The following is a 20,940-nucleotide window of genomic DNA, read 5'->3' as shown; positions in this document are numbered from 1 at the left end:
GCGACAGGGCGAAGTGGGGCTAACTTTCGATGAAGTAGGCAATGGTCAGGACAGTGCCGACGAGGGTGACGACGATCCGCGCGTATGCCGCCGGCAGGCGGTTGCCGAGATGACCGCCGAGATAGCCGCCGACGAGGCCGCCCGCCATCATCACGAAGGCGTGCGGCCAGCTCACCACCCCGGCAAGGACGAAGACGACGATGGCAATACCGTTGCACATCGACGTGAATAGGTTCTTTAACGCGTTCATCACCCGGATATCGTCGAGGCCGAGCAGATTGAGCCCTGCCAGGGTGACCATGCCCATTCCGGCGCCGAAGAATCCGCCATAAATGCCGATGCCGGCCTGCAGCACGAGACCGGCGACACGCACGGACGGGCGCTCGTGATGCAGGTCCGCCCGCTTCATCGTCCGCACCAGCCACGGCCCCGCGGCGAACAGCACCGTCGCCATGAGCAGCAGCCATGGCACGCAGGCGCGAAAGCGCGCGTCGCCGAGCCACAGCACCAGCCAGGCGCCAAGAGCGCCGCCGACGACGCCAAGAATGAGAAAGGACACCATCAGGTGGCGGGCGGCCGGCAGGTGCCGGCGCATGGCGATGAAAGCGGCAAAGCTGGACGGCGCCAAGGCCACGGTGTTCGAAGCGTTCGCCGCTACCGCGCCCAGCCCGGCGGCCATCATCGCCGGGAAGGTAAAAAAGGTCGCGCCGCCGGCGATGGCGTTAATGCCGCCTCCGAGAATGCCGGCGCCGACGAGAAGGGCAATGCTCTGCAGATCCATAATTGGGCGCCGATCAGTTTGCGGTGGGAAGGAATCGGTGCGGCGTTAAGTGGCCTCTATTGTGGCCATCACCTCGCACGCGTGCTCGATGGATTCAAGTCGCCAGGCAGGGCGCGAGCGTTGCGCCGCCATCGAGGCGCCGGCCACGAACCGATCGCCGCACCGTCAATGGACGATTAACGATCCGTTAATCGGAAAATGGGTAATTTCGAGGAAGGCATCCATTTTCTTTTCGGCTGCCACAAGAAGGAACGGTCATGCAGGTTCTCTCGACGCTCGCGATGAACACGTTTTTGTCCTCCCGCATGACCACGATGAATGCGGATATTCAACGGCTCGAGCAACAGGTGGCAACGGGCCAGAAGGCCAACTCGTTTTCTGATCTTGGAACGCAGGCCGGCATCAACATCGCCCTTCACAATGAGGCGAATACGATCAATACCTACATGGAAAATAATAAGATTCATGCCGTGCGCCTATCGGCAATGGATCAAGCCATGACGACGATTCGCGATGCCGCCGAGGCTGTCAAAAATCAAGCCTACGCGATGACATCGACGGATACGGAGCGTAATGCTCTCATAAATACCGCCAAGAGCGCATTTAATTCTGTGTTGAATGCGTTGCAGACAGCGGTCGGTGGGCGCGCGTTATTTTCAGGAGACGCCACAAGCACATCTCCTATGGTTTCAACACAGTATACTGATGTACAGGCCAACATATCTGGTCTTGCAAATCCGCTTGATGCCTCCGCTGTAGAGACAGAAATACAGACATTTTACGCGACATCGAGTAATTTTTACCAAGGCGGAAACGCCATTCCTCCGACACCTATTGACCAATACCAGAAAATAGACTATGGCATTCTAGCTTCTGACCAAAGTTTCCAAAACATTTTACAGGGCTTGGCGACGATGGCGCTCACGCCTGAGCCCAACGGCGTCGATACGACCGATGCCCAGTACACCACGGTCATCCGCAATGCCGCGGCGTTATTGACCAGTGGTGTCGGCCAGGCGAATGCACTGATTTCAGCGAACGGAACGAACCAGGCGCTGGTCGACAGCACGACCACGCATCACGAGACGACGCTGGCGATGCTTCAGTCGCAGATCAACGACATCGAACAGACAGACGTTGCGCAGGCGGCGAGCCAGTTGTCGCTTTTGCGGACCCAGCTTGAAGCGACCTATTCGATGACAGCCCAAATCAATCAACTCAGCTTGGTTAATTACATTCGCTAGTTTCAATAGCTCCATCACCGGCAATGATGGCGCGAATGGCGCCTGACGGCATCCGGCGGGCCAAGTGGCATCGTCAAGGATCGCCGACGCCGCCGGGCATAGCCGCAGACCTCTCCGAGCAAGCGACGCTCCGCTCCTCGTCTGGCTTGCCGGGATTCTTTACCTCGCCGCCACGTTCATCAGCGCCACTGTTGCCTGAGCGACTGGCGCGCCGTCATTGGCGACGTGCGAATCATTGCCATAATTAATGCCTATTTTGGGGTATAGTCGAAGTCGTGGAGCGAGCGGTGGTCGCCTATTGTTCGATAAATAAGTCTCTTTTGTTCGATTTGCCGCGCTTCCTGCCCACAGACTGCATCCGCGACAGCCCCGCCGCATTGCGCGACGTCCGCCGTGGGCGATGGCGTTCGCCGACGCCGCGGACGGGAGCGCCTTGCCGGCGACGCGGACGGCGACTAGGATCGCCGGACGGTTGAACCGGCGGCGCGCCAACGGGCACAGAGCCGGCAATGAGGGAGGGAACGATGGACGATTTGCACGGCTACTATTTCGAAGACCTAAAGGAAGGTATGACCGCGGTGTTCGGCAAGACGATCACCGAGGCCGACATCTATACATTTGCGGGCGTTTCCGGCGACAACAACCCCGTGCACATCAACGAGGAATTCGCCAAGACGACGATGTTCAAATCGCGCATCGCTCACGGCATGATCGGCGCATCGTTCATTTCCGCCGTCCTCGGCACGAAACTTCCCGGACCGGGCTGCATCTACGTCAGTCAAACCTTGAAGTTCAAAGCCCCGGTGAAAATCGGCGATACGCTCATGGCACGGGTTACGATCAAAAAACTGGTTCCAGAGAAGAAATTCGTCGAGTGCGAGACGATTTGCACCGTCGGCGACAAGAAAGTGATCGACGGTGAAGCCTTGATCATGGTGCCGACCCGCAGTTGATTGCGCCTTGCTCGCGCAGTCGCTGTCCAGCCGCATTGGCTTACTGCCGGGTCAGATAATTCCCGATAGCTTTTGTGGATAATTTGCCATACTCTCCCCGAGAGGGAAGGTACGAGAAACCTTATACCGTTGCCGCGTGCTTCCGTGGGCCGCCTTCGCGCCGTTCATGGGGCACGCGGACGGTATTTTGTGCGAGACCGCCGCTCGGGCCGTAGCGGTTCGCCATGCCGTTGTGATCCCGACAGGTGCGACGAATCGACGACGCGTGTAGCCGGGTGAACCGATCCCACGCGTCGCCGTTAAAGGACGGTCAGGCCGGAACGGCCGCCACGAGCCGATATTCGGCGATGATTTCGTCGGCACGGCCACGCACGGCGTCAAGGAAAGCGTCCGCCGTCGCGAACGGTTCCTGCTCGAAGCCGATCAGACGCAGCAGATCCTCCTTGGCCTCATGGAACCGGTGTTCGGCTTCACCCGGAGCACCGCCGTCGACAGCCGCCATCTCCGCCTCCTCGGTGAACAGCGCCGCCAAGTGCGCTTCATCGTCCGGCATGGCCCGGAGTGCCGCGGCAAGGCCGAGCAGCGTCTCCTGGCTCTGAATCGCTCGCCGCTCCTCCCCGGCATCGGCGAAAATCTCCTGGGTCCGCCGCTCCGCCGCCGCTTCGATCTCCTCGATCAGGTTCCGTTTCCAAGTCATGATATTCATCGCGCCCTCCTCTCGGCGCGGTGTGCCACCTTGCCTCGCAGGCCCAGGCATCCCGCACCTTCCATCGGAAAACTCCCTATTATACACCCACTGCAAATTATGGTATAGTATATACCTGTTTATTGAGGTGAGGCGCACGCCGGTGAGATTGACCCAGTTTTCCAACTTTGCGATCCGCATCTTGATGTACGCGGCGCTGCGCGGCGATCCACCCAGCGGTGTTCCGGAAATCGCGCGCGCCTACGGCATCTCGTACGATCATTTGAAGAAGGCCGCCGGCGAGTTGTCGCGCCGCGGTTATCTTGAGACTGTGCGCGGACGGAATGGGGGCGTGCGGCTGGCCATGCCGCCCGAGGCAATCCGAATCGGTGACGTCATCCGGCATACCGAAGGCGAAATGACACTGGTCGAATGTTTCGATCCGCTGACCAGCACCTGCCCGCTGCGACCCGAGTGCAAGCTACGCCATGCCCTTGGCGAGGCACTCGCTGCCTTCTTCGCGGTGCTGGACGGCTACACGCTGGCCGATCTGGTGCAATCACCCGAACGGCTCGCGCCGCTTCTGGGCATGCCGGCCGGCGAGGCTTTACCGCAGCCCACCAGCCCGGCGCATCAAAGCGGCGAGACGGCGGCGGAACGGACGCGGTCGGTCGGCGCCTGAGCCGGCGCGGCGAGAGCGGAGCGGCCGTCCGCGACGTGAGAAAGCTCGCGCATCGTCACTCCCGCGGCGAGCCAGCCGGCGGATGCGCGAAGGGAGGAACCGATGCACAACGCACCCACGCGATCCCGGCCATTGACCGCGCTTTTCATGCTGGCGACCTTTGCCGTCCTCGTCACCAGTGGAATCGTGCTTTATTTCACGCCGAGCGGGCGAACCGCCCGCGCGCTCGATTGGCACGTGATGTTCCTCGACAAGTGGGAATGGCAGAACCTGCACACGGCCTTCGGCCTGTTTTTCCTGTGCGCGGCGGTCGCGCACATCTGGTTGAATCGCAAGCCTCTTGCCCACTACCTGCAACAACGGATCGCCGCGCGCCGGGCAACGATCCAAGCCGCCGCGTCCCAAATGGCAAGCACGCCTGCACAGCGCTCCACATTCCGGATCGAGCCAGTCATCGTTGTACTCCTGTGCGCACTGCTCGTCGCTGCGGCGATCCGGCCGATGCCGCCGATCAGCTACCTGTTCGATGCGCGCCAGGAGGCGCGCGACGTCTGGGGCGCGGGCCCGACATCACCCGGACACGACGGACTTGGAAACAATCGGCCAATTCACAATGGGCAGCGCTAATCCAAACCACCAGCGTCGCGCGGACCTCGGTCAGGCGGTCTCGTCACAGGACGGAGGTGTCGCCCGAGGAATCAACAGGCGCAGCTTGGCGCCCGGTCCCGGCAGCCAGTCGAGCTTGGCGTCGATCTGCGCCGCCATCGCATCCATGATTTGAGAACCCAGGCCGGGCTGCGCTGACGCCGGGATTCCGGGCCCGTCGTCGGCTAACTCGAACACCGCCATCTCCTTATCGATCTGCATGCGGATCGAGAGCACACCACCGTCCTTGAACGCATACTTGAAGCTGTTGGTAATGAATTCGTTGACGATAACCGCGACACTTTGCGCCACCGACCGGGTCAGCACCCCATCTTCGAGGTCGGTGACCAGACGGATACCTTGCGACGAATCGGAGAGAGACGAGAAAATTTTGCCGGACAGCGAATTGATGTAGGACGGAACGTCGACGAACTCGGTATCGTCGACGAATGACAGCAGCTCGTCGATCGCATTCAGGACGGTGATCCGGGCAAGAACGTCGTCGAGCGCATGCACGACCTCCATGATCGTCGCCTTGGCCTTTTGCAGCGAGACCATCGACATGAGCAGCTGGTTGTTATTGCGCGTGCGATGGGCGAGTTCGCGCAGGAGCGTCTCCAGCTTGACCGACAGCTCATAGTTGGCCTTCGCCGTTCGCGCCTGGGCGATGACGAGGGCAAGGACGTTGGCGAACCCTTGGAGTGTCTGGATGTCTTCGTCGCCGAAATGGCGCGCCTGGTCGCTGTCCGCCTCGAGCACGCCGAAGACGAGGTCGTCGAATTTTATCAGGACGTTGACCACCGACCGCACGCCGTGATCGAACAGCAGTTGCGGGACGTGAAACCGCTGTTCGCTCAGCAGGTCTTCCGAAATCGTCGGCTTGCCCGTCTGCAAGGTGAAGCCGGCGGCACACTCAAATCCCGCCGCCAGTCGCACCTCTCCGACAACGTGATCGGACCAGCCAACGCCGGCGCGGATGAGCAGCGATTTCTCCCCAGGGAGATACTCCAACGCCTTGACATGGCTCACATTAAGCGCATCGGCGATCTCCTGGCAGGCGACCTGCAAGAGCTCGTCGACGTCCGGCCGGACGACGGCGGCGGCCCCGAACTGATCCAGACGATCGCGCAGCGTCTTCATGCTTGGCATTGGGCCTCCTCGAGCGCCGACCCACGCACGCATCGCGGTTGTGGATTTCGCACGAACACGGGGTCAGTTGGCGAGCTTCCAGGCGCCCTTTTCCGCAAGCAACGCCGCCCGGTCGATGGTTTCGCTGCCATCAGAATAAAGATATGTCGCGAATACGATCGCGTAATTGCCGGTGCGTTCCTGCCTATCGATATGCACGCTTTTCAGCGTGTATGCCTTGGTCAGAGCCTCACAAAAGTCCGCAACGCGGTAGCCGATATCGATCCAGATGTGCCGCAATGACGAGTGCAGATCATCGCCCACGTCGGAGTAGCGCTTCTCATTGCACGATCGGGCAATCGCTTCGACCACGGCGGACGCCGGAACAGCCGGCTCAGCCGCCGGCCGTTTACCGGCGGGCGGGGCCGGGACAATTGGTTCAGACGCGGTGACGACAACGGCGCCAAGCAACCCCGCGGACACCAGGATCGCCAGTCCTCCGGCGCGCAACTGTGAACGATGACGGCACATTGGTTCCCGATTCGAATTTCCGAGCGCAGCTAGCACCCGCCATACCATTTCGTCAACGCAGGAGAGTGAAATTCGAATCGTCGCTTATGCTTCAAGCAGCAGGCTTTCCAGACTATGCCAGCGCGTGGGCGTCCGATCGACGGGAGCCTTCAGGCATGCGAGCGTCGCGATCACGATCTCGCGCGCATCGCTGCCGCCCTCACCGCTTGCCGACTGCCACAGCGAAACCGCGGCCTGCTCGTCCGCGCGCAACCTCAGCGCCGCCGCTTCGAGAGCGGCGATAAACCGCTCATGCAACGCGATCTCCTCGGCGGAGCGGCCCTTGCGAGCGACGAGTTCGAGTGCGGAGAATCCGGGGAGCCCGACGTCCTCCGCAGTCAACAGCCGGACGGAAAGGCCACGCTGGCGCGCCTGAACCGCCTCGATATTGGCAAACGCAAGCCAGCACGCATCGAAACCTGCCTCGAGGTTCTCGACATGGCGAAAGTCGGCTTGTTCGACGGCGATCTGCGTCTCGGCGATCGCCACGCCCTGATTCCCGGCCCACCGCTGAAGGATACGCCGGCACAACCCGTCGGTCAGGCGACCGGACATCGGCGAGGCAATGCGCATGATTTCGCCCGCGCGCAGTTTCTTCAACCGGTCTTCGCGGATGAGAATTCCGCCAGACGTCTCAAAGACGCAGCCAAGCGGCTCGCACGCGCTTGCCATCGGCTCCAGAAGCGTCAAGGGCTCGGTCACGATAAGATCGAACACGCCCCCCGCCAGGGCAGCGAAGCCGTCGCCGTGCTGGTTCGGCTCGTCGAGCACAATCGTCAGCGGTTCAGCGGCAAGATCGGGCCAATCGCGAGCAGCGATGAACGCCAGATGATCAGGATTGAGGAACCAGTCGAGCCCGATCCGCACCGTATTCCCCGCCGGGGTCGCGCCCATGTCCACGGAAGTTAAAGGATTTGTTACACGCATAGTCCGACGGACTCCCTTAGCGGCTACCGGATCGAAGTTCAGCCCGCCCTCCAATCCCGTCGCGCTTCTGCCCGGACCGATGTCTTGCCCGTTTCTACATCGTTGACCTGCCTCGAGGAGTCAACCCCGTGCCGGGGTAGCGAGGCCGGTTGCTTTTAGTAGCGTGCGAAAAAAGCGCAGGATAGGCTTGCGAGTGCAGGCCATCTGGCATTGCCTTCTTGGTCCGCATCGGTTCCATCCGGGTTCAATTCCATCAGGGTTCGCTCATGACCGCTTCGACCGATGTCCGTTCGCGCCTGCAGGCGATCATTCGCCAGCGCTCCTTGCTCACCGGCGGCGCCTTCACGCTCGCCTCGGGGCGGGAGAGCAGCGTGTTCTTCGATATGAAGCGCACGATGTTCGATCCCGAGGGCGCCCATCTCATCGCCGAGGCAGTGCTGGCATCGATTGGAGACGACCCAATCGAGGCCGTCGGCGGCCTGGTCATGGGCGCGGTGCCCATCGTCGCCGTGGTCTGTGCCAAAAGCTATGACCGCCGTCCGCTGCAAGGCTTTTTCGTGCGCAAGGAGGCGAAGGATCACGGCACCGCGCGGCAGATCGACGGCAACCTGTCGCCTGGCGCGCGCGTGGTCATTCTCGAGGACGTCACCACCACCGGCGGCTCGGCGCTGATGGCGGCGGATGCGGTTAGCGCAGCCGGGGCAGCCGTGGTGAGGGTGATCACCATCGTCGACCGGCTCGAGGGCGCGGCGGCGGCCTTCGCCGCTCGGAAGCTGGCTTTTTCCGCCCTTTTTACCCGCGACGACTTCCTCGCGACCGCTTAAGACGCTCGCATTGGTCCGCCGTTTACGCCTTGACGCCAGCATACCCGACGGGCGGCGCCGAAGGATCGAGGGGCCAGCGCGGCCGTGGCGCGAAATCGAGGCCGTCACACAGACCGCGCTGCAGACGCTCGAGGCCAGCCCAGGCGATCATCGCGGCATTGTCGGTGCACAGCCGCTGCGGTGGCGCGATAAGGCGAGCGCCCTGTTCGGCGGCCAGGTCCGCAAGCCGGGTCCGCAGGTAGGTGTTGGCGGCGACCCCCCCAGCGACGACGAGCACCGGCGCGCCGGCGTGCGCGCCGCGGAACTGGGTGAGCGCATTGCGCGCGCGATCGGCGAGGCAATCCGCGGCCACGACCTGGAATGCCGCGCAAAGGTCGGCCACGTCCTGGGGCCGGCGCGGCCCGCTGGGCAAACCGTCGATCGCGTGACGGACCGCGGTCTTCAGGCCGGAAAACGAGAAGTGGCAGCCGGGCCGGCCGTACATCGGTCGCGGCAGGGAAAAGCGTGCCGGATCGCCCGTGCGCGCCGCCTGCTCGACCAACGGACCACCCGGATACCCAAGGCCAAGCATCTTCGCCACCTTGTCGAACGCCTCGCCCAGCGCGTCGTCGACCGTGGTACCGAGACGCCGGTAGCGCGCCACGTCCTCGACGATAAGCAGCTGGCAATGCCCGCCAGAGACGAGCAGCAGCAGGTAGGGAAACGCCAGCGGCTCGCACAGCCGCGCCGACAGCGCGTGACCCTCCAGATGGTTGACGGCGAGGAAGGGCAGCCGATGAACCGCGGCAATCGCCTTGGCGGTCATGACGCCGACGATGACGCCGCCGATCAATCCCGGCCCGCCGGTGACCGCCACGCCGTCGAGATCGGCGAACCCGATTCCGGCCTCGCCGACGGCCCGGGCGATCAGCCCATCCAGGCGCTGCAGATGGGCGCGCGCCGCCACTTCCGGAACGACACCGCCCCACGGCCGATGCTCGCTCAACTGCGAGTAAACGAGTTCGCTGAGAATGCAACGGTCGTCGCGGACCACTGCCGCCGCCGTTTCATCGCAACTGGTCTCAATGCCGAGGACGATCACCGCAAAGTCCTTTTCCTCACCGCTCGCGGCACAGTACCGTCGGCACGACCCAACCACCACTGCGACACGAAGCCACCGCTCCCCATGCCCACCTTCACACGCGCCGCCCTACCCTTCTCGGCCCGGTCTGGCGCGCGCGACGCCGACCCGGCGCGGCGCATTCGATGACCGGCGCTCGCCTGCGGATCGGCACGCGCGGCAGCCCGCTGGCGCTGGCGCAAACCGAGACCGTCCGTGCGCTGCTCGCCGCGCACGTGCCGGCGCTTGGCGCACCGGATGCGTTCGAGACGATGATCATCCGCACCACCGGTGACAAGGTGCTCGACCGACCTCTCGCCGAAATCGGCGGCAAGGGTCTGTTCAGCAAGGAAATCGATGAAGCGATGCTGGACGGGCGCATCGATCTCGCGGTGCATTCGGTCAAGGATCTGCCGACCTTTCTTCCCGACGGCATCGTGCTGGCGGCGGTGCTGCCCCGCGAGGACCCGCGAGATGTCTTGATCGCATCGGTCGGGCGAATAGCCCTCCTGCCCACCGGCGCGCTAATCGGCACGTCTTCTCCGCGCCGCCAGGCGCAGCTCCTCGCCCGCCGTCCCGATCTGCGCATCGCGCCGCTGCGGGGGAACGTGCATACCCGGCTTCGCAAGGTGGCCGACGGCACCGTCGCGGCAACCTTGCTCGCCCGCGCCGGCCTCAATCGTCTGGGCCTCGGCGGAACGGGCACACCGATCGACGAAAGCGAATTGCTGCCGGCGGTCGGCCAGGGGGCAATCGGCGTGACCTGCCGCGACGACGATCCCATGGTCGTCGACTGGCTCGCCGCTATCGGCGACGATCACGCCCGGATCGAGGTGACGGCGGAACGCGCCATGCTCGCCGCCCTCGACGGCTCGTGCCGCACGCCGATCGGCGGCCTCGGCCGCTGCGGTTCAAGCGGAGGTTTCGATCTGCGTGGACTGGTCGTGCGGCCGGACGGCTCAGAGCTGATGCGTGGCGAACGGCGTGGCGTGGCGCGGGATGCGGTAGCGATGGGCGATGATCTCGGACAAGAATTGCGCGGACGCGCCGGTCCCGGATTTTTCACCGCATGATCCGTGCACCGAGGCTTTGGGTGACCCGTCCCAGGCAGGACGCCGAGGTGCTGGCGGCCGCCTTGCACGCCGCGGGCATCGATGCCTTGATCGAGCCGCTGCTGTGCATCGATTTCATCGATGGCCCACCCGTCGATCTTGGCGGAATTCAGGCGGTGCTGGCGACCAGTGCCAACGGTGTACGCGCCCTCGCCCACCGGACCACCGAGCGAAACGTAGCGCTGCTTGCCGTCGGTGATGCGACCGCGCGCACGGCGCGACAAGCCGGTTTCGCCCATGTCGAGAGCGCGTCCGGCGATGTTTCAGCACTGGCCGACCTGGTTCTGCGCCGGCTCATGCCTACGGCCGGTGGACTTCTGCACGTAGCCGCGACGGACGTGGCAGGAGATCTTGAGTCCGAACTGGTGAAACACGGCTATCGCTACCGCCGGGATGTCCTCTACACGGCGCGCGTGGCCACGATCCTGCCGACGAGCGTTCAAGACGCGCTCGCGCGGCGAACGCTAGATGGTGTCGCCGTGTTCTCCCCCCGCACGGCAAGGACCCTCGTCACCTTGTTCAAGGCGCACGACGCGGCTGCGAACGCCCGGCATCTCGTCTGTTTCTGCCTCAGCGCGGCGGTCGAAGGCGCGGTCGCGGAGCTCCCCTGGCGCGCCGTCGTAACCGCTGATCGGCCGACGCAAGCAGCACTCATCGCCGCGATCCAGACTGCCGGGCGCGGCTAAAAACCGCAAGGACGCGTCTCGTTGATGGATTCGTTCTCCAAAACCGGGTATTCCACCGCTAGTGTTAAGGTCAAGTCGGAAAACGACGGACGAGCCGGGAACGGGGGCCAAGCAGCGATATGAATACCGATCAGCCATCCGAGACGGCCGGCACACCGGCCCCTGCGCAGGGCGGAACCCCGGCGAGGCCGGTCAGCGCCGGCCCCACGGCCGGAGCTTCACCCGCGGCCGAGGCAGCACCGGCGCGCGGCAAGAGCGGCAAGAAAGGCGGCATCGGCTGGCTGATCCTCGTCGTCATCCTCGCCATGGTCGCGGGCGGCGGTTACTACGCCTATGATCGCGGATTATTGCAGCCATACATCGCCGGGCTACAGCACGACGACGATGAAGCGCCCGAGGTCATGGGTCCGACGATCGAAGACGTCGCAACCCGCCAGGAGCAGCTGAGCCAGACGCTGGAGGCATTGGCCTCGCGCATCGATTCGCTTGAGCAGGGCGTATCGGCGGTGAAAAAGGCCGTCGACCGGCTCGCGGCGCGCGACCAGATCACCAGCCCCGAGATGATCCAGGATATCGGCGAACGCGTCGCCCGGCTCGAAAGTCAGGCGGCGATGGCCGTCAACGTCGGCCAGCAATTGCGCGCGTTGGAGGCGAGCACGACCGCCGCGCGCGAAACCGCCTCGAAGCTGGCAACCACCGTCCTTGCCGTCGGGCAATTGGCCGACACCATGGCCAGCGGGACGCCGTTCGTACGCGAACTCGCGGCGGTGCGTGCCTTTGGCGGCGACGACACGACGATCGCCACGGCGGCAGCGAGTCTCGAACCCATTGCCGCTCACGGCGTTCCGACGATGGCGGCGTTGCGCAACCGCTTCGCCGCGGTGGCGGACGACGCGGCACGGGCCGCACCGGTGGTCGAGGGCGATGGCTGGAGCGAACAGGTGGTCAGTCGGCTGGCCTCGCTCGTGACCGTCCGTCGCATCGGAGACAACGCGGTTGCTTCCGGCGGTGTCGACGGAATTCTGGCGCAGGCACAGACGGCGCTGAGCGATGGCGATCTGCTGACGGCGGTGAACGCCTTGGACCAACTCGAGGGAGCACCGGCAGCGGCGTTCGAAGACTGGCTGCAGGCAGCGAATACCCGCTTACAGGCGAACGAGGCGCTATCGGTCATCCAGCAGCGGGCGATCGCACGCCTGACCTCGGCGAAAGGCTAAGACGATGCTGCGCTGGATATTTCTTGTCGTCGGTCTTGGCATCATCGCGTACATCGCGGCGATGTTCGCGGAAGTTCCGGGCGACGTGGCGGTAACGTGGCAAGGCTGGCGCATCGAGACCTCCCTCGGGGTCTTCGCCGGTGCCCTGCTAGTCTTTGCCGGCATCGTGGCGCTTCTCTACCGGCTGTGGTGGTCGGTGCGACGCACACCCGCCATCCTCGACCGCGGCCGGAAGAACCGCCGGCAGCGGCGCGGCTTCGAAGCACTCAGTCGCGGCCTCGTCGCCGTCGCCGCGGGCGACGCGGAGGCGGCCGGAACGCAAGCCCGGCGAGCCGTCACCTTGCTCGATGACGAACCGCTGACCATGTTGCTGTCGGCGCAGGCCGCTCAATTGCAAGGCGACGATCAGGCGGCCGAGCGGTTCTTCACCACCATGCGCAATCAGCCGTCCACCGAGTTCCTCGGCGTTCGCGGCTTGTTGGCGCAGGCAGTCCGGCGCGAGGACTGGGAGGGCGCATTGCGTCTGGCGGAGCGGGCCTATCAGCTCAATCCGAAGAATGACTGGGTCACGGCGATGCTGTTCGACCTGCAAAAGCGCTCCGGTCGCTGGGCCGACGCCGAAGAAACGCTGAAGCGCCGTCTGGCGCTCAACCTGCTGCCGCCCGGCGACGCGCCGCGTGAACGCGCCGAAATCCTGCTCAAACAGAGCGAGGAGGGAGCAGGAGAGTCGTCTCTCTCCTTTGCCAAGAAAGCCTTTCAGGCCGATTCCAGCTATGCGCCCGGCGCCGTGCGCTACGCTCGGCTGCTGATCGCGTCGGGACGGTATGGACGTGCCGCGGAAGTGATCGAGCAGACGTGGCGCCTCAGCCCCGACGCGGATCTCGCCCAGCTTTACTGGGAGGCACGGCAAAGCCACGATGCAATCGCCAAGGTGAAGGCGGCGCAGCGGTTGTCGACGTTTAATCCGGATCATCCGGAAAGCCGTATCGCCATAGCTGTCGCCGCGCTTGAGGCCCGACTGTGGGGCGAAGCGCGCTCTAACCTGGAAACGATCGCCGGCGAGACCGCATCGCCACGGATTTGCCGTCTCATGGCCGAACTCGAGGAAGCCGAGCACGGTGATCTGGCGCAGGCGCGCCATTGGTTGATGCGCGCGACCGCGAACGGCGCGGACATCGCAAATCCACCCTCATCGTCCATGGCGCGGGTGCAGCAGTTGACGGCAACCGTCGATCCTATCAGCGAGCCCCTGCCCACGCAGAACTGACGACGGCGCGGTCGCGCGTGCTGGATCTTGGAACCGGGAATGCCTTGCGCGCGCAATGGAACGAGGCGCCGGACCCGGGGACGGTTGACGCCCTCGTCGTGCGACGGTAAATGAAGCAGCCAACCGTCGACGCCGCGATCGGCGTCGCATTTCGTGCCGCAGTAGCTCAGGGGTAGAGCAGCGCATTCGTAATGCGCGGGTCGGGGGTTCAAATCCCTCCTGCGGCACCACCTTTCATCCCTTCCTCGCCTTATCCGCACCGATGCCGCGGTGTTCCGGCACCAATCCTCCGCCGCGACGTTCAGTCATCGGCGCCCCCTTGGGGCTGGACTGAGGCGGTATGGACACCAGCGATCCACGCGACCGTGGTTTAAACGCCCGTATCCACTCATCGTGCCGAAGATCAGGCGTGGCAGTGCGCCCGGATAACCCGCCTCGTCGCCGATAAATGTCCGTATGTCGCTGAAATCGGGTGGATTTGACGGGCAATCAAATCGAGACGTTGCTCGGGATCATTAGGGTTTGACAGATCCTATTTGCGCCTTACCCTGGCACGGCCAGCGCGGCTCGCGAGATTTGCTTGAGTCGCTTTCCTTGAATTGATCCGAAAGGACCCGCCCGCATGTGTGGCCTCTGCGGCGAAGTAACATTTCACGGGGCTCCCGCCTCGGTCGAAGCGGTCATTCGCATGGCCGCGCAGATGCAGCCGCGCGGACCCGACGGCAGCGGCGTTCTCGCCCAAGGTCGCGTTGCATTCGGCCATCGCCGGCTGAAGATCATCGATCTCAGCGAAAAAGCGCAGCAGCCGATGACCGATCCGGAACTCGGCCTGTCGATTGCCTTCAACGGCTGCATTTACAACTACAAGGACCTTCGTGCCGAGCTTGAAGGCAAGGGCTACCGTTTCTTCTCCGATGGGGATACGGAGGTTCTGCTCAAAGCCTACCACGCGTGGGGCACGAAGGCCGTCAAGCGCCTGCAGGGCATGTTCGCCTTCGCCATCGCCGAACGGGACACCGGCCGGCTCGTACTGGCCCGCGACCGCCTCGGCATCAAGCCACTCTATCTGGCGCAGAGCCGCGATGGACAACGCCTGCGCTTCGCATCGTCATTACCGGCGCTGCTCGCCGCGGGCGATGTCGATACGTCGATCGATGACGCAGCCCTTCATGCGTACATGACGTTCCACGCGGTGGTGCCCTCGCCGCTCACCATCCTTCAGGGCGTGCGCAAGCTACCACCGGCGACGGTGGCGACGTTCGAGGCTGACGGGCGCCGGACCGATACGACGTATTGGGACCTGAACTTCACGCCGCGCGCCGAAGAAGCTGCGCTCTCGGCCGAGGACTGGCAGGAGCGGGTCCTGGAAACGCTCCGCCTGGCGGTCCGGCGGCGCATGATCGCCGACGTTCCCGTCGGGGTCCTGTTGTCCGGCGGCCTCGATTCGAGCCTGATCGTCGGCCTCCTCGCCGAGGAAGGGCAGACCGGCCTGAGGACGTTTTCCATCGGTTTCGAGGAAGCCGGCGGCGAGAAGGGCGACGAGTTCCAGTATTCCGATTTGATCGCGGAACGGTTCGGCACCATTCACGAAAAGAACATGATCGCCTCGCAGGAGCTTCTCGGCGCGCTGCCGGCGGTCATCTCCGCCATGTCCGAGCCGATGGTCAGCTACGATAACGTCGGCTTTTTCCTGCTGTCCCAGGCGGTGGCGAAACACGTCAAGGTGGTGCAAAGCGGACAGGGCGCTGATGAAACATTTGCGGGCTATCACTGGTACCCGCCGATGATGCGAAGCAACAACGCCGTCGAGGACTACGCCCTCGCCTTTTTCGATCGCGATCACGACGAATTCGCCGAGGTCATCGAGCCCGGACACGTCGGAGCGGACTGGAGCCGGAATTTCGTCGCCGACGCGTTCGCGAGACCCGGCGCCGACCGGCCGATCGACAAGGCGCTGCGCCTGGACGCGACGGTGATGCTGATCGACGATCCGGTCAAGCGCGTCGACAATATGACGATGGCCTGGGGCCTCGAGGCACGCGTGCCGTTTCTCGACCATGAACTGGTGGAATTGGCGGCTCGCGTTCCCGCCGAACTCAAGCTTGCCCAGGACGGCAAGGGAATTCTCAAGGACGTTGGCCGCCGGATCATTCCCGCAGAGGTGATCGACCGGCCGAAGGGGTATTTTCCAGTGCCGGCGCTGAAGTACATTGAGGGCCCGACCCTCGAGATGATCGCTGACGTCTTCGCCAGCCGCCCAGCACGCGAGCGCGGCCTCTTCAAGCCTGGATACGTCGCCACACTGCTCGCCGATCCGAAAGCCCATATCACGCGGCTGCGCGGCTCCAAGCTCTGGCAGATCGCGCTTTTGGAGATGTGGCTGCAATCCCATCACGTCTGATCGATCGCCACCCATGAGCGAGGAGTTCCGAGCGTGACCTTGAAACACGACGCCAACACCGAGCGTAATCGCACCGACCGACCGCCGGCCCCCCCGTCCGCCGCAAGCGGATCGCGGCACAACGTCGCGCTCGACTGTGGCTGGGGCCGGCTTATTTTCGCATCGACGTTCGCCAATGCCCGCGACCTTGCGCGCACGCTGGAGCACGAAGAAGAGGGCCGGCGCGACGTGGCCTTCTACGTGACCGAACCGCACGTGGTCCTCGCGCGGGCTCCGTTGACGCTGTTTCTCGACCCGTCACACACGCTGCGCCTTACGCTCGATGCCTTCGCCTCACCAGCGGCCTTCGACCAGATCCGCCCAGCGTGCGCCGACAGCAACGACGAGGCGGAGATCAACCGCATTTACGCCGCCCGCGGCATGGTCCCGCTCCACGACGGCTTTTTGGCCGGTCTTTCTGGCACGGCGGTCACGCTCCTCGTCGCGATCGATGCGGTGAACGAGCACATCTGCGGCGTGGTCATGGGGATCGATCACGTCGCCGCCTTCGGTGATCCGAAGAACGGCTCGAGCCTGTGGGCACTCGCCGTCGATCCGCAAGCCCAAGCGCCGTGCCTCGGCCAACAGCTTACCGTGGCGCTGGCCGCCGAATTTCAGGCGCGCGGCCGCTCCTTCATGGACCTCTCGGTGCTCTGCGACAATGAAGAGGCGATCACGCTTTACCGCAAGCTGGGCTTCGTTCAGGTGCCCGTGTTCTGCATGAAAAAGAAAAACCCGATCAATGAGAAGCTATTCGTCGGCGAAACGCCGGAAGATCAGTTGAATATCTATGCGCAAATCATCGTCGATGAAGCGCGCCGGCGGGGAATCGCCGTCGAAATCGAGGACGCCGCCGCCGGGATCTTCAGGCTTGTGCTCGGCGGACGCTCGATCGCCTGCCGGGAATCATTGAGCGATCTGACCAGCGCCGTCGCCTTGTCGCGCTGCGACGACAAGGCATTGACCCGCCGCCTCCTATCCGCCGCAGGACTGAGGGTTGCGGACCAACTTGTGGTCACCAGCGATGAGGACGTCCGCAATTTCTTTGGCAAATACGGGCGCGTCGTCGTCAAACCGGCGCAGGGGGAGCAGGGCCGCGGCGTACAGGTCGACCTGCGCTCGCTCACCGAAGTTCGCGAGTCAATCAAGGCCGCCCGCAAGCTGTGCGACAAGGTCCTGATCGAGCAATTCGTCGCCGGCGAGGATCTTAGGATCATCGTCATCGATGGCGCGGTCGTCGCCGGCGCGGTTCGCAAGCCGGCGATGATCGTAGGCGACGGCATAAGGACGATCGCCGATCTGATCGGCAGCCAGAGCCGCCGCCGCGCCGCCGCAACCCGAGGCGAAAGCCGCATTCCGCTCGACGCCGAGACCGAACGCTGCGTGCGCGCCCGCGGGTACGAGATGGGAGATATCCTGCCGGCGGGCGAGGGCCTCGCAGTTCGCAAGACGGCGAACCTCCACACTGGCGGGACCATTCACGACGAGACCGCCAACCTCCATCCGGAATTGCGCCAGGCCGCGGAAAAGGCGGCGGCCGTGCTTGACATTCCCGTCGTCGGCTTCGATTTTCTCGTTCCCGATGTCGGTGGCGCGGACTACGTCATCATTGAGGCCAACGAGAGGCCGGGCCTCGCCAACCACGAGCCCCAGCCGACCGCCGAGCGGTTCATTGACCTTCTCTTTCCGCAAACGCGCGGCGCACGGCGCCATTGACACGAAACGGCACCATGACAGAGCTGCTCACCCCCCAAATCGAACGCGCCTACCTGCTCGAAACCTTGTCGTCCCTTTTGCAGATTCCGAGCCCGACGGGCATGACCGATGCCGCGGTGAGGTTCGTCTGCTCGCAACTGGACGCCCTCGACATTCCTTATAAGCTGACGCGTCGTGGCGCTATTCGCGCCGACATGCGTGGTGTCCAATACAGTCCGGACCGGGCGATCGTCTCTCACCTCGATACCCTGGGTGCGATGGTCAAGGGTGTTCTGCCAAACGGCCGTCTCGAAGTGGTGCCAATTGGCACCTGGTCGGCGCGATTTGCCGAAGGCGCGCGCGCGACCGTCTTCGCGTCCGATAATCGGCGCATTCGCGGCACGTTCCTGCCGCTGAAAGCCTCGGGCCACGTCTTCCACGATGACGTCGATACGCAGCCGATCTCGTGGACCAACCTCGAATTCCGCTTGGATGAGCGCGTGAGCGATCCCGCCGGCGTCGCCGCCGCTGGCATCGAGATCGGCGATACCATCGCCGTCGACCCGCAGCCGGAGTTCAATGACAACGGCTTCATCAATTCGCGCCATCTTGATGACAAGGCCGGCGTGGCGGCAGTGCTCGCCGCGGCAAAATCGATCCGCGATGGCGGAATTAGCTTGCTGATGGACTGCCATCTCCTGTTCACCATCTCCGAGGAGGTGGGTGTGGGGGCCTCCCACGTCCTTCACGGCGACGTCGCCGAGCTCGTCTCCATTGACAACGGGACCATCGCCCCCGGTCAGAACACGTGCGAGTACGGCGTGACCATCGCCATGCAGGATTCGAGCGGCCCGTTCGACTGGCACCTTACCCGCAGCCTGATCGAGCTCTGTCAGACGCACGATGTCCCCTTCAGCCGTGACGTGTTCCGTTGGTACCGGAGCGATGCCGCGGCGGCGGTCGAAGCCGGCAACGATATCCGCACGGCGCTCTTGTGTTTCGCGCTCGATTCCTCTCACGGCTATGAGCGCACGCACGTTGATTCGATCGAGGCGCTGGCCCAACTGCTCGCGCTCTATATGCAGCGCCCACCGCTCTTTGCCCGTGACGCGGCCTCGATCGGTCCTGCCGGCGACTTGCCGACGGGTTGAGGGAGCGTGTCGGAGGGCATCGGCTCCAAATGACGACCGTCCTCGGGCGGGCGGGCCGGCGGAGCGGCCGAAGACGCAGGGGGAAAGGGGTTACGTCCGAGAGATTCGATCGCGGCTTGCAGTCGCTGGAACGCCCGCGCCACAGCCGGGATGAACAGCGCGCGAAGGAACCAATGATCCGGCTCACTTGCGCTGAATGAACCGGGGACCCGATTGGCCTGCGCACGTGAACTGCTCGTCGTGGCTCGTCGGGTTTCCATAAGGCACTCCAATAGAATCACGATCGCCAACCGGATGATCGCTTTGGGCTAAGTTACGCTGTCCACTTATACAACCGAAACACTCGCAATCAGTTCCAACGGAGGCATGTCCATGTTGCCAGAAGCCGAACTGACCAGCTTCATCGCAGCTCTTTTCTCGATGATGAACCCCATTGGCAATGTCGGAGTCTTTGCGGGAATGACATCGGACCGGCCGCCCGCCGAGGCGAAGCGGATCGCCTGGACGTGCGCCATCGCGGTCGCGATCACCCTACTTATCGTCACCTGGGGCGGCTCACTGTTTCTCGAATTCTTCGGCATCACCGTTGATTCTCTGCTCGCCGCCGGCGGAATCATCGTGCTCCTGATTGGCCTTCACATGCTTTCAAACAGTTCTGAGCACAAGCATTCCGAAACCGAACTGGAGGATGCGAAACAGAAGGCCTCCATCGCGGTTGTGCCGATGGCGATCCCGATCGTCGCCGGGCCAGGGGCGATGGCGGCGGTGCTCGTCGCCACCCAGCAGCACCCGGCGGCGCTCAGCAAAGTGGAGATTTCCGTCGTCATTCTGGCGCTGGCAGCGTTAAGCGGCCTGATGTTCCACTTCGGTGGCCCGCTGTCGAAGAAATTGGGAGAATCAGGAATGGGGGTTGTCACGCGGGTGATGGGCATGGTTCTGGCCGCGATTGCCATGGGGATGCTGGCCAGCGGCTTGAAGGGCATGCTGCCGGGCCTCGCGGGTTAGACGCGGACGAGATCCGGGCGCTTAACGGTAAAGACTGACCAGTCTCGCGACAAGAACAGCGATGTAAAGGTTACCGGTAATCGTCTCAAGCGTCGTCCATATTCTGGCAAAACGGTTGATTGGCGAAATATCACCCATACCGAGACTGGTTAGGCAGCTTAAGCTGTAATAATTAAAATCATTAAATGTAAACGGCGGCCGGCCGAGCGCCGAAATCGCCGTAAAACTGCCCTTATCTATTTCATAAATTATCCAGTATGTTACTGCCCACGCGACCCCCAGAAGAAGGTAAATCGCTGCGGCGCCGCAAAGAATATCCGCGTCGATCTGGGTGGTGGTGATCATGCGCCGAAGAACCACGTGGATCGTGTAGGCCAGATACACGGTGAACAGCGCCAAGGCCGGAACATAGATCACGCGCATTTGGAGCAGAAGGCCGGACAAGATGACAATGCTGCTTGCCAGCGCCAGGGCCCCCGCCAGCCATCGTTCACGTCGCCGCGTGCTGGCCGCGCCGCACGCCGCGAACAACACGATCGCGAACAGCACCCCGAGAACGAACCGATCGCCTATCTCGCTTCCAACGAACGTCGAGCTGATCAGCAGCAGCAGTAATGCCATCAGCAGACTAAAAAACCGATAGCTGTTGAACTGTCCGAGCGAGAGTTTCGGACGCGCGATAGCTAGGCGCATGAACTCCCCCCCTCGCCGTTCGCAGTCGTGAGCCCACGTCGAGCACAGAGATCTTGCCTTGTGCAGACGAGACCGTCCGCAAACTGATTGTCGATGCAGTATCCCAGGAGCATCTTCCCCACTCCCCAAGCAACGA

Annotated in this window: 20 protein-coding genes and 1 tRNA gene; 14 read left to right on the top strand and 7 right to left on the bottom strand. The window is 63.5% G+C overall.

The genetic code is table 11. The annotated features are described in order from the left end of the window. Positions 1-19: 19 nt before the first annotated feature. Positions 20-781, bottom strand: a complete 762-nt coding sequence (locus IPK66_13750; protein MBK8176279.1) for a sulfite exporter TauE/SafE family protein — start codon at positions 779-781, stop codon at positions 20-22. 257 nt (positions 782-1,038) lie between these two features. Here IPK66_13750 and IPK66_13745 point away from each other — a divergent pair, with 257 nt between their 5' ends. Together IPK66_13745 and IPK66_13740 are read left to right on the top strand one after the other, a co-directional pair. Next, positions 1,039-2,025 carry a hypothetical protein gene (locus IPK66_13745; GenBank protein MBK8176278.1) on the top strand — a complete coding sequence of 329 codons (987 nt, stop codon included), beginning with the start codon at positions 1,039-1,041 and terminating at the stop codon, positions 2,023-2,025. 524 nt (positions 2,026-2,549) lie between these two features. Continuing rightward, positions 2,550-2,978, top strand: coding sequence for a MaoC family dehydratase (locus tag IPK66_13740; protein MBK8176277.1), 429 nt, complete (start codon positions 2,550-2,552; stop codon positions 2,976-2,978). A 310-nt stretch (positions 2,979-3,288) separates the two neighbouring features. Here IPK66_13740 and IPK66_13735 read toward each other — a convergent pair whose 3' ends face one another. Continuing rightward, positions 3,289-3,684 (bottom strand): hypothetical protein, encoded by a 396-nt coding sequence (locus IPK66_13735; protein ID MBK8176276.1) that lies wholly within the window; start codon positions 3,682-3,684, stop codon positions 3,289-3,291. A 142-nt stretch (positions 3,685-3,826) separates the two neighbouring features. Between IPK66_13735 and IPK66_13730 the strand changes: the two genes are divergently transcribed. After that, positions 3,827-4,345: an Rrf2 family transcriptional regulator gene (locus tag IPK66_13730; GenBank protein ID MBK8176275.1), complete on the top strand. Its 519-nt coding sequence runs from the start codon at positions 3,827-3,829 to the stop codon at positions 4,343-4,345. Positions 4,346-4,447: 102 nt separating this feature from the next. Next, positions 4,448-4,972: a DUF4405 domain-containing protein gene (locus IPK66_13725; protein MBK8176274.1), complete on the top strand. Its 525-nt coding sequence runs from the start codon at positions 4,448-4,450 to the stop codon at positions 4,970-4,972. 30 nt (positions 4,973-5,002) lie between these two features. Here IPK66_13725 and IPK66_13720 read toward each other — a convergent pair whose 3' ends face one another. The 3 genes from IPK66_13720 to IPK66_13710 form a co-directional block, all read right to left on the bottom strand. Next, positions 5,003-6,139 carry a GAF domain-containing protein gene (locus IPK66_13720; protein ID MBK8176273.1) on the bottom strand — a complete coding sequence of 379 codons (1,137 nt, stop codon included), beginning with the start codon at positions 6,137-6,139 and terminating at the stop codon, positions 5,003-5,005. A gap of 63 nt (positions 6,140-6,202) precedes the next feature. Further along, the gene (locus tag IPK66_13715) at positions 6,203-6,649 is read right to left on the bottom strand and encodes a hypothetical protein (protein MBK8176272.1); all 447 of its coding nucleotides are present in this window, start codon (positions 6,647-6,649) and stop codon (positions 6,203-6,205) included. Positions 6,650-6,733: 84 nt separating this feature from the next. Continuing rightward, the gene (locus tag IPK66_13710; protein ID MBK8176271.1) at positions 6,734-7,582 is read right to left on the bottom strand and encodes an ABC transporter substrate-binding protein; all 849 of its coding nucleotides are present in this window, start codon (positions 7,580-7,582) and stop codon (positions 6,734-6,736) included. A gap of 299 nt (positions 7,583-7,881) precedes the next feature. Between IPK66_13710 and pyrE the strand changes: the two genes are divergently transcribed. After that, positions 7,882-8,439 carry an orotate phosphoribosyltransferase gene (gene pyrE, locus IPK66_13705; protein MBK8176270.1) on the top strand — a complete coding sequence of 186 codons (558 nt, stop codon included), beginning with the start codon at positions 7,882-7,884 and terminating at the stop codon, positions 8,437-8,439. 22 nt (positions 8,440-8,461) lie between these two features. Here the strand turns inward: pyrE and tsaD are convergent, their stop codons facing one another. Beyond that, positions 8,462-9,520 (bottom strand): tRNA (adenosine(37)-N6)-threonylcarbamoyltransferase complex transferase subunit TsaD, encoded by a 1,059-nt coding sequence (gene tsaD / locus IPK66_13700; protein ID MBK8176269.1) that lies wholly within the window; start codon positions 9,518-9,520, stop codon positions 8,462-8,464. 164 nt (positions 9,521-9,684) lie between these two features. On the opposite strand from tsaD, the gene hemC reads away from it, so the two are divergent. From hemC to IPK66_13655, 9 genes are all read left to right on the top strand, one after another. Beyond that, positions 9,685-10,611: a hydroxymethylbilane synthase gene (hemC, locus tag IPK66_13695; protein MBK8176268.1), complete on the top strand. Its 927-nt coding sequence runs from the start codon at positions 9,685-9,687 to the stop codon at positions 10,609-10,611. Next, entirely contained in the window at positions 10,608-11,336 is a 729-nt protein-coding gene (locus tag IPK66_13690) for a uroporphyrinogen-III synthase (protein MBK8176267.1), read from the top strand. Before hemC ends, IPK66_13690 begins: the two co-directional genes overlap by 4 nt. 119 nt (positions 11,337-11,455) lie before the next feature. Next, positions 11,456-12,553 carry a hypothetical protein gene (locus IPK66_13685; protein ID MBK8176266.1) on the top strand — a complete coding sequence of 366 codons (1,098 nt, stop codon included), beginning with the start codon at positions 11,456-11,458 and terminating at the stop codon, positions 12,551-12,553. A gap of 4 nt (positions 12,554-12,557) precedes the next feature. Further along, complete coding sequence (locus IPK66_13680) at positions 12,558-13,820, top strand: tetratricopeptide repeat protein (GenBank protein ID MBK8176265.1); 1,263 nt, start codon at positions 12,558-12,560, stop codon at positions 13,818-13,820. A gap of 155 nt (positions 13,821-13,975) precedes the next feature. Further along, a tRNA-Thr gene (locus tag IPK66_13675) sits at positions 13,976-14,050 on the top strand. Between the two features lie 392 nt (positions 14,051-14,442). Then, positions 14,443-16,221 (top strand): N-acetylglutaminylglutamine amidotransferase, encoded by a 1,779-nt coding sequence (locus tag IPK66_13670; protein MBK8176264.1) that lies wholly within the window; start codon positions 14,443-14,445, stop codon positions 16,219-16,221. Between the two features lie 33 nt (positions 16,222-16,254). Beyond that, positions 16,255-17,976: an N-acetylglutaminylglutamine synthetase gene (ngg, locus tag IPK66_13665; protein MBK8176263.1), complete on the top strand. Its 1,722-nt coding sequence runs from the start codon at positions 16,255-16,257 to the stop codon at positions 17,974-17,976. A 14-nt stretch (positions 17,977-17,990) separates the two neighbouring features. After that, complete coding sequence (locus IPK66_13660; protein ID MBK8176262.1) at positions 17,991-19,106, top strand: osmoprotectant NAGGN system M42 family peptidase; 1,116 nt, start codon at positions 17,991-17,993, stop codon at positions 19,104-19,106. A 366-nt stretch (positions 19,107-19,472) separates the two neighbouring features. Beyond that, complete coding sequence (locus IPK66_13655; protein ID MBK8176261.1) at positions 19,473-20,111, top strand: NAAT family transporter; 639 nt, start codon at positions 19,473-19,475, stop codon at positions 20,109-20,111. Positions 20,112-20,132: 21 nt separating this feature from the next. Here the strand turns inward: IPK66_13655 and IPK66_13650 are convergent, their stop codons facing one another. Beyond that, positions 20,133-20,804 carry a hypothetical protein gene (locus IPK66_13650; protein MBK8176260.1) on the bottom strand — a complete coding sequence of 224 codons (672 nt, stop codon included), beginning with the start codon at positions 20,802-20,804 and terminating at the stop codon, positions 20,133-20,135. Positions 20,805-20,940 lie beyond the last annotated feature (136 nt).

This window comes from Rhodospirillales bacterium (assembly GCA_016712595.1).
In the GTDB taxonomy this organism is placed as follows: Bacteria; Pseudomonadota; Alphaproteobacteria; order Rhodospirillales; family Defluviicoccaceae; genus Defluviicoccus.
This window is presented reverse-complemented; position numbering and strand designations above follow the sequence as displayed.

Coding starts and splice junctions, on each gene's coding strand:
- IPK66_13750 (MBK8176279.1), bottom strand. CDS start 781: ATGGATCTGCAGAGCATTGCCCTTCTCGTCGGCGCCGGCATTCTCGGA.
- IPK66_13745 (MBK8176278.1), top strand. CDS start 1,039: ATGCAGGTTCTCTCGACGCTCGCGATGAACACGTTTTTGTCCTCCCGC.
- IPK66_13740 (MBK8176277.1), top strand. CDS start 2,550: ATGGACGATTTGCACGGCTACTATTTCGAAGACCTAAAGGAAGGTATG.
- IPK66_13735 (MBK8176276.1), bottom strand. CDS start 3,684: ATGAATATCATGACTTGGAAACGGAACCTGATCGAGGAGATCGAAGCG.
- IPK66_13725 (MBK8176274.1), top strand. CDS start 4,448: ATGCACAACGCACCCACGCGATCCCGGCCATTGACCGCGCTTTTCATG.
- IPK66_13720 (MBK8176273.1), bottom strand. CDS start 6,139: ATGCCAAGCATGAAGACGCTGCGCGATCGTCTGGATCAGTTCGGGGCC.
- IPK66_13715 (MBK8176272.1), bottom strand. CDS start 6,649: ATGTGCCGTCATCGTTCACAGTTGCGCGCCGGAGGACTGGCGATCCTG.
- IPK66_13710 (MBK8176271.1), bottom strand. CDS start 7,582: ATGGGCGCGACCCCGGCGGGGAATACGGTGCGGATCGGGCTCGACTGG.
- pyrE (MBK8176270.1), top strand. CDS start 7,882: ATGACCGCTTCGACCGATGTCCGTTCGCGCCTGCAGGCGATCATTCGC.
- hemC (MBK8176268.1), top strand. CDS start 9,685: ATGACCGGCGCTCGCCTGCGGATCGGCACGCGCGGCAGCCCGCTGGCG.
- IPK66_13690 (MBK8176267.1), top strand. CDS start 10,608: ATGATCCGTGCACCGAGGCTTTGGGTGACCCGTCCCAGGCAGGACGCC.
- IPK66_13685 (MBK8176266.1), top strand. CDS start 11,456: ATGAATACCGATCAGCCATCCGAGACGGCCGGCACACCGGCCCCTGCG.
- IPK66_13680 (MBK8176265.1), top strand. CDS start 12,558: ATGCTGCGCTGGATATTTCTTGTCGTCGGTCTTGGCATCATCGCGTAC.
- IPK66_13670 (MBK8176264.1), top strand. CDS start 14,443: ATGTGTGGCCTCTGCGGCGAAGTAACATTTCACGGGGCTCCCGCCTCG.
- IPK66_13660 (MBK8176262.1), top strand. CDS start 17,991: ATGACAGAGCTGCTCACCCCCCAAATCGAACGCGCCTACCTGCTCGAA.
- IPK66_13655 (MBK8176261.1), top strand. CDS start 19,473: ATGTCCATGTTGCCAGAAGCCGAACTGACCAGCTTCATCGCAGCTCTT.
- IPK66_13650 (MBK8176260.1), bottom strand. CDS start 20,804: ATGCGCCTAGCTATCGCGCGTCCGAAACTCTCGCTCGGACAGTTCAAC.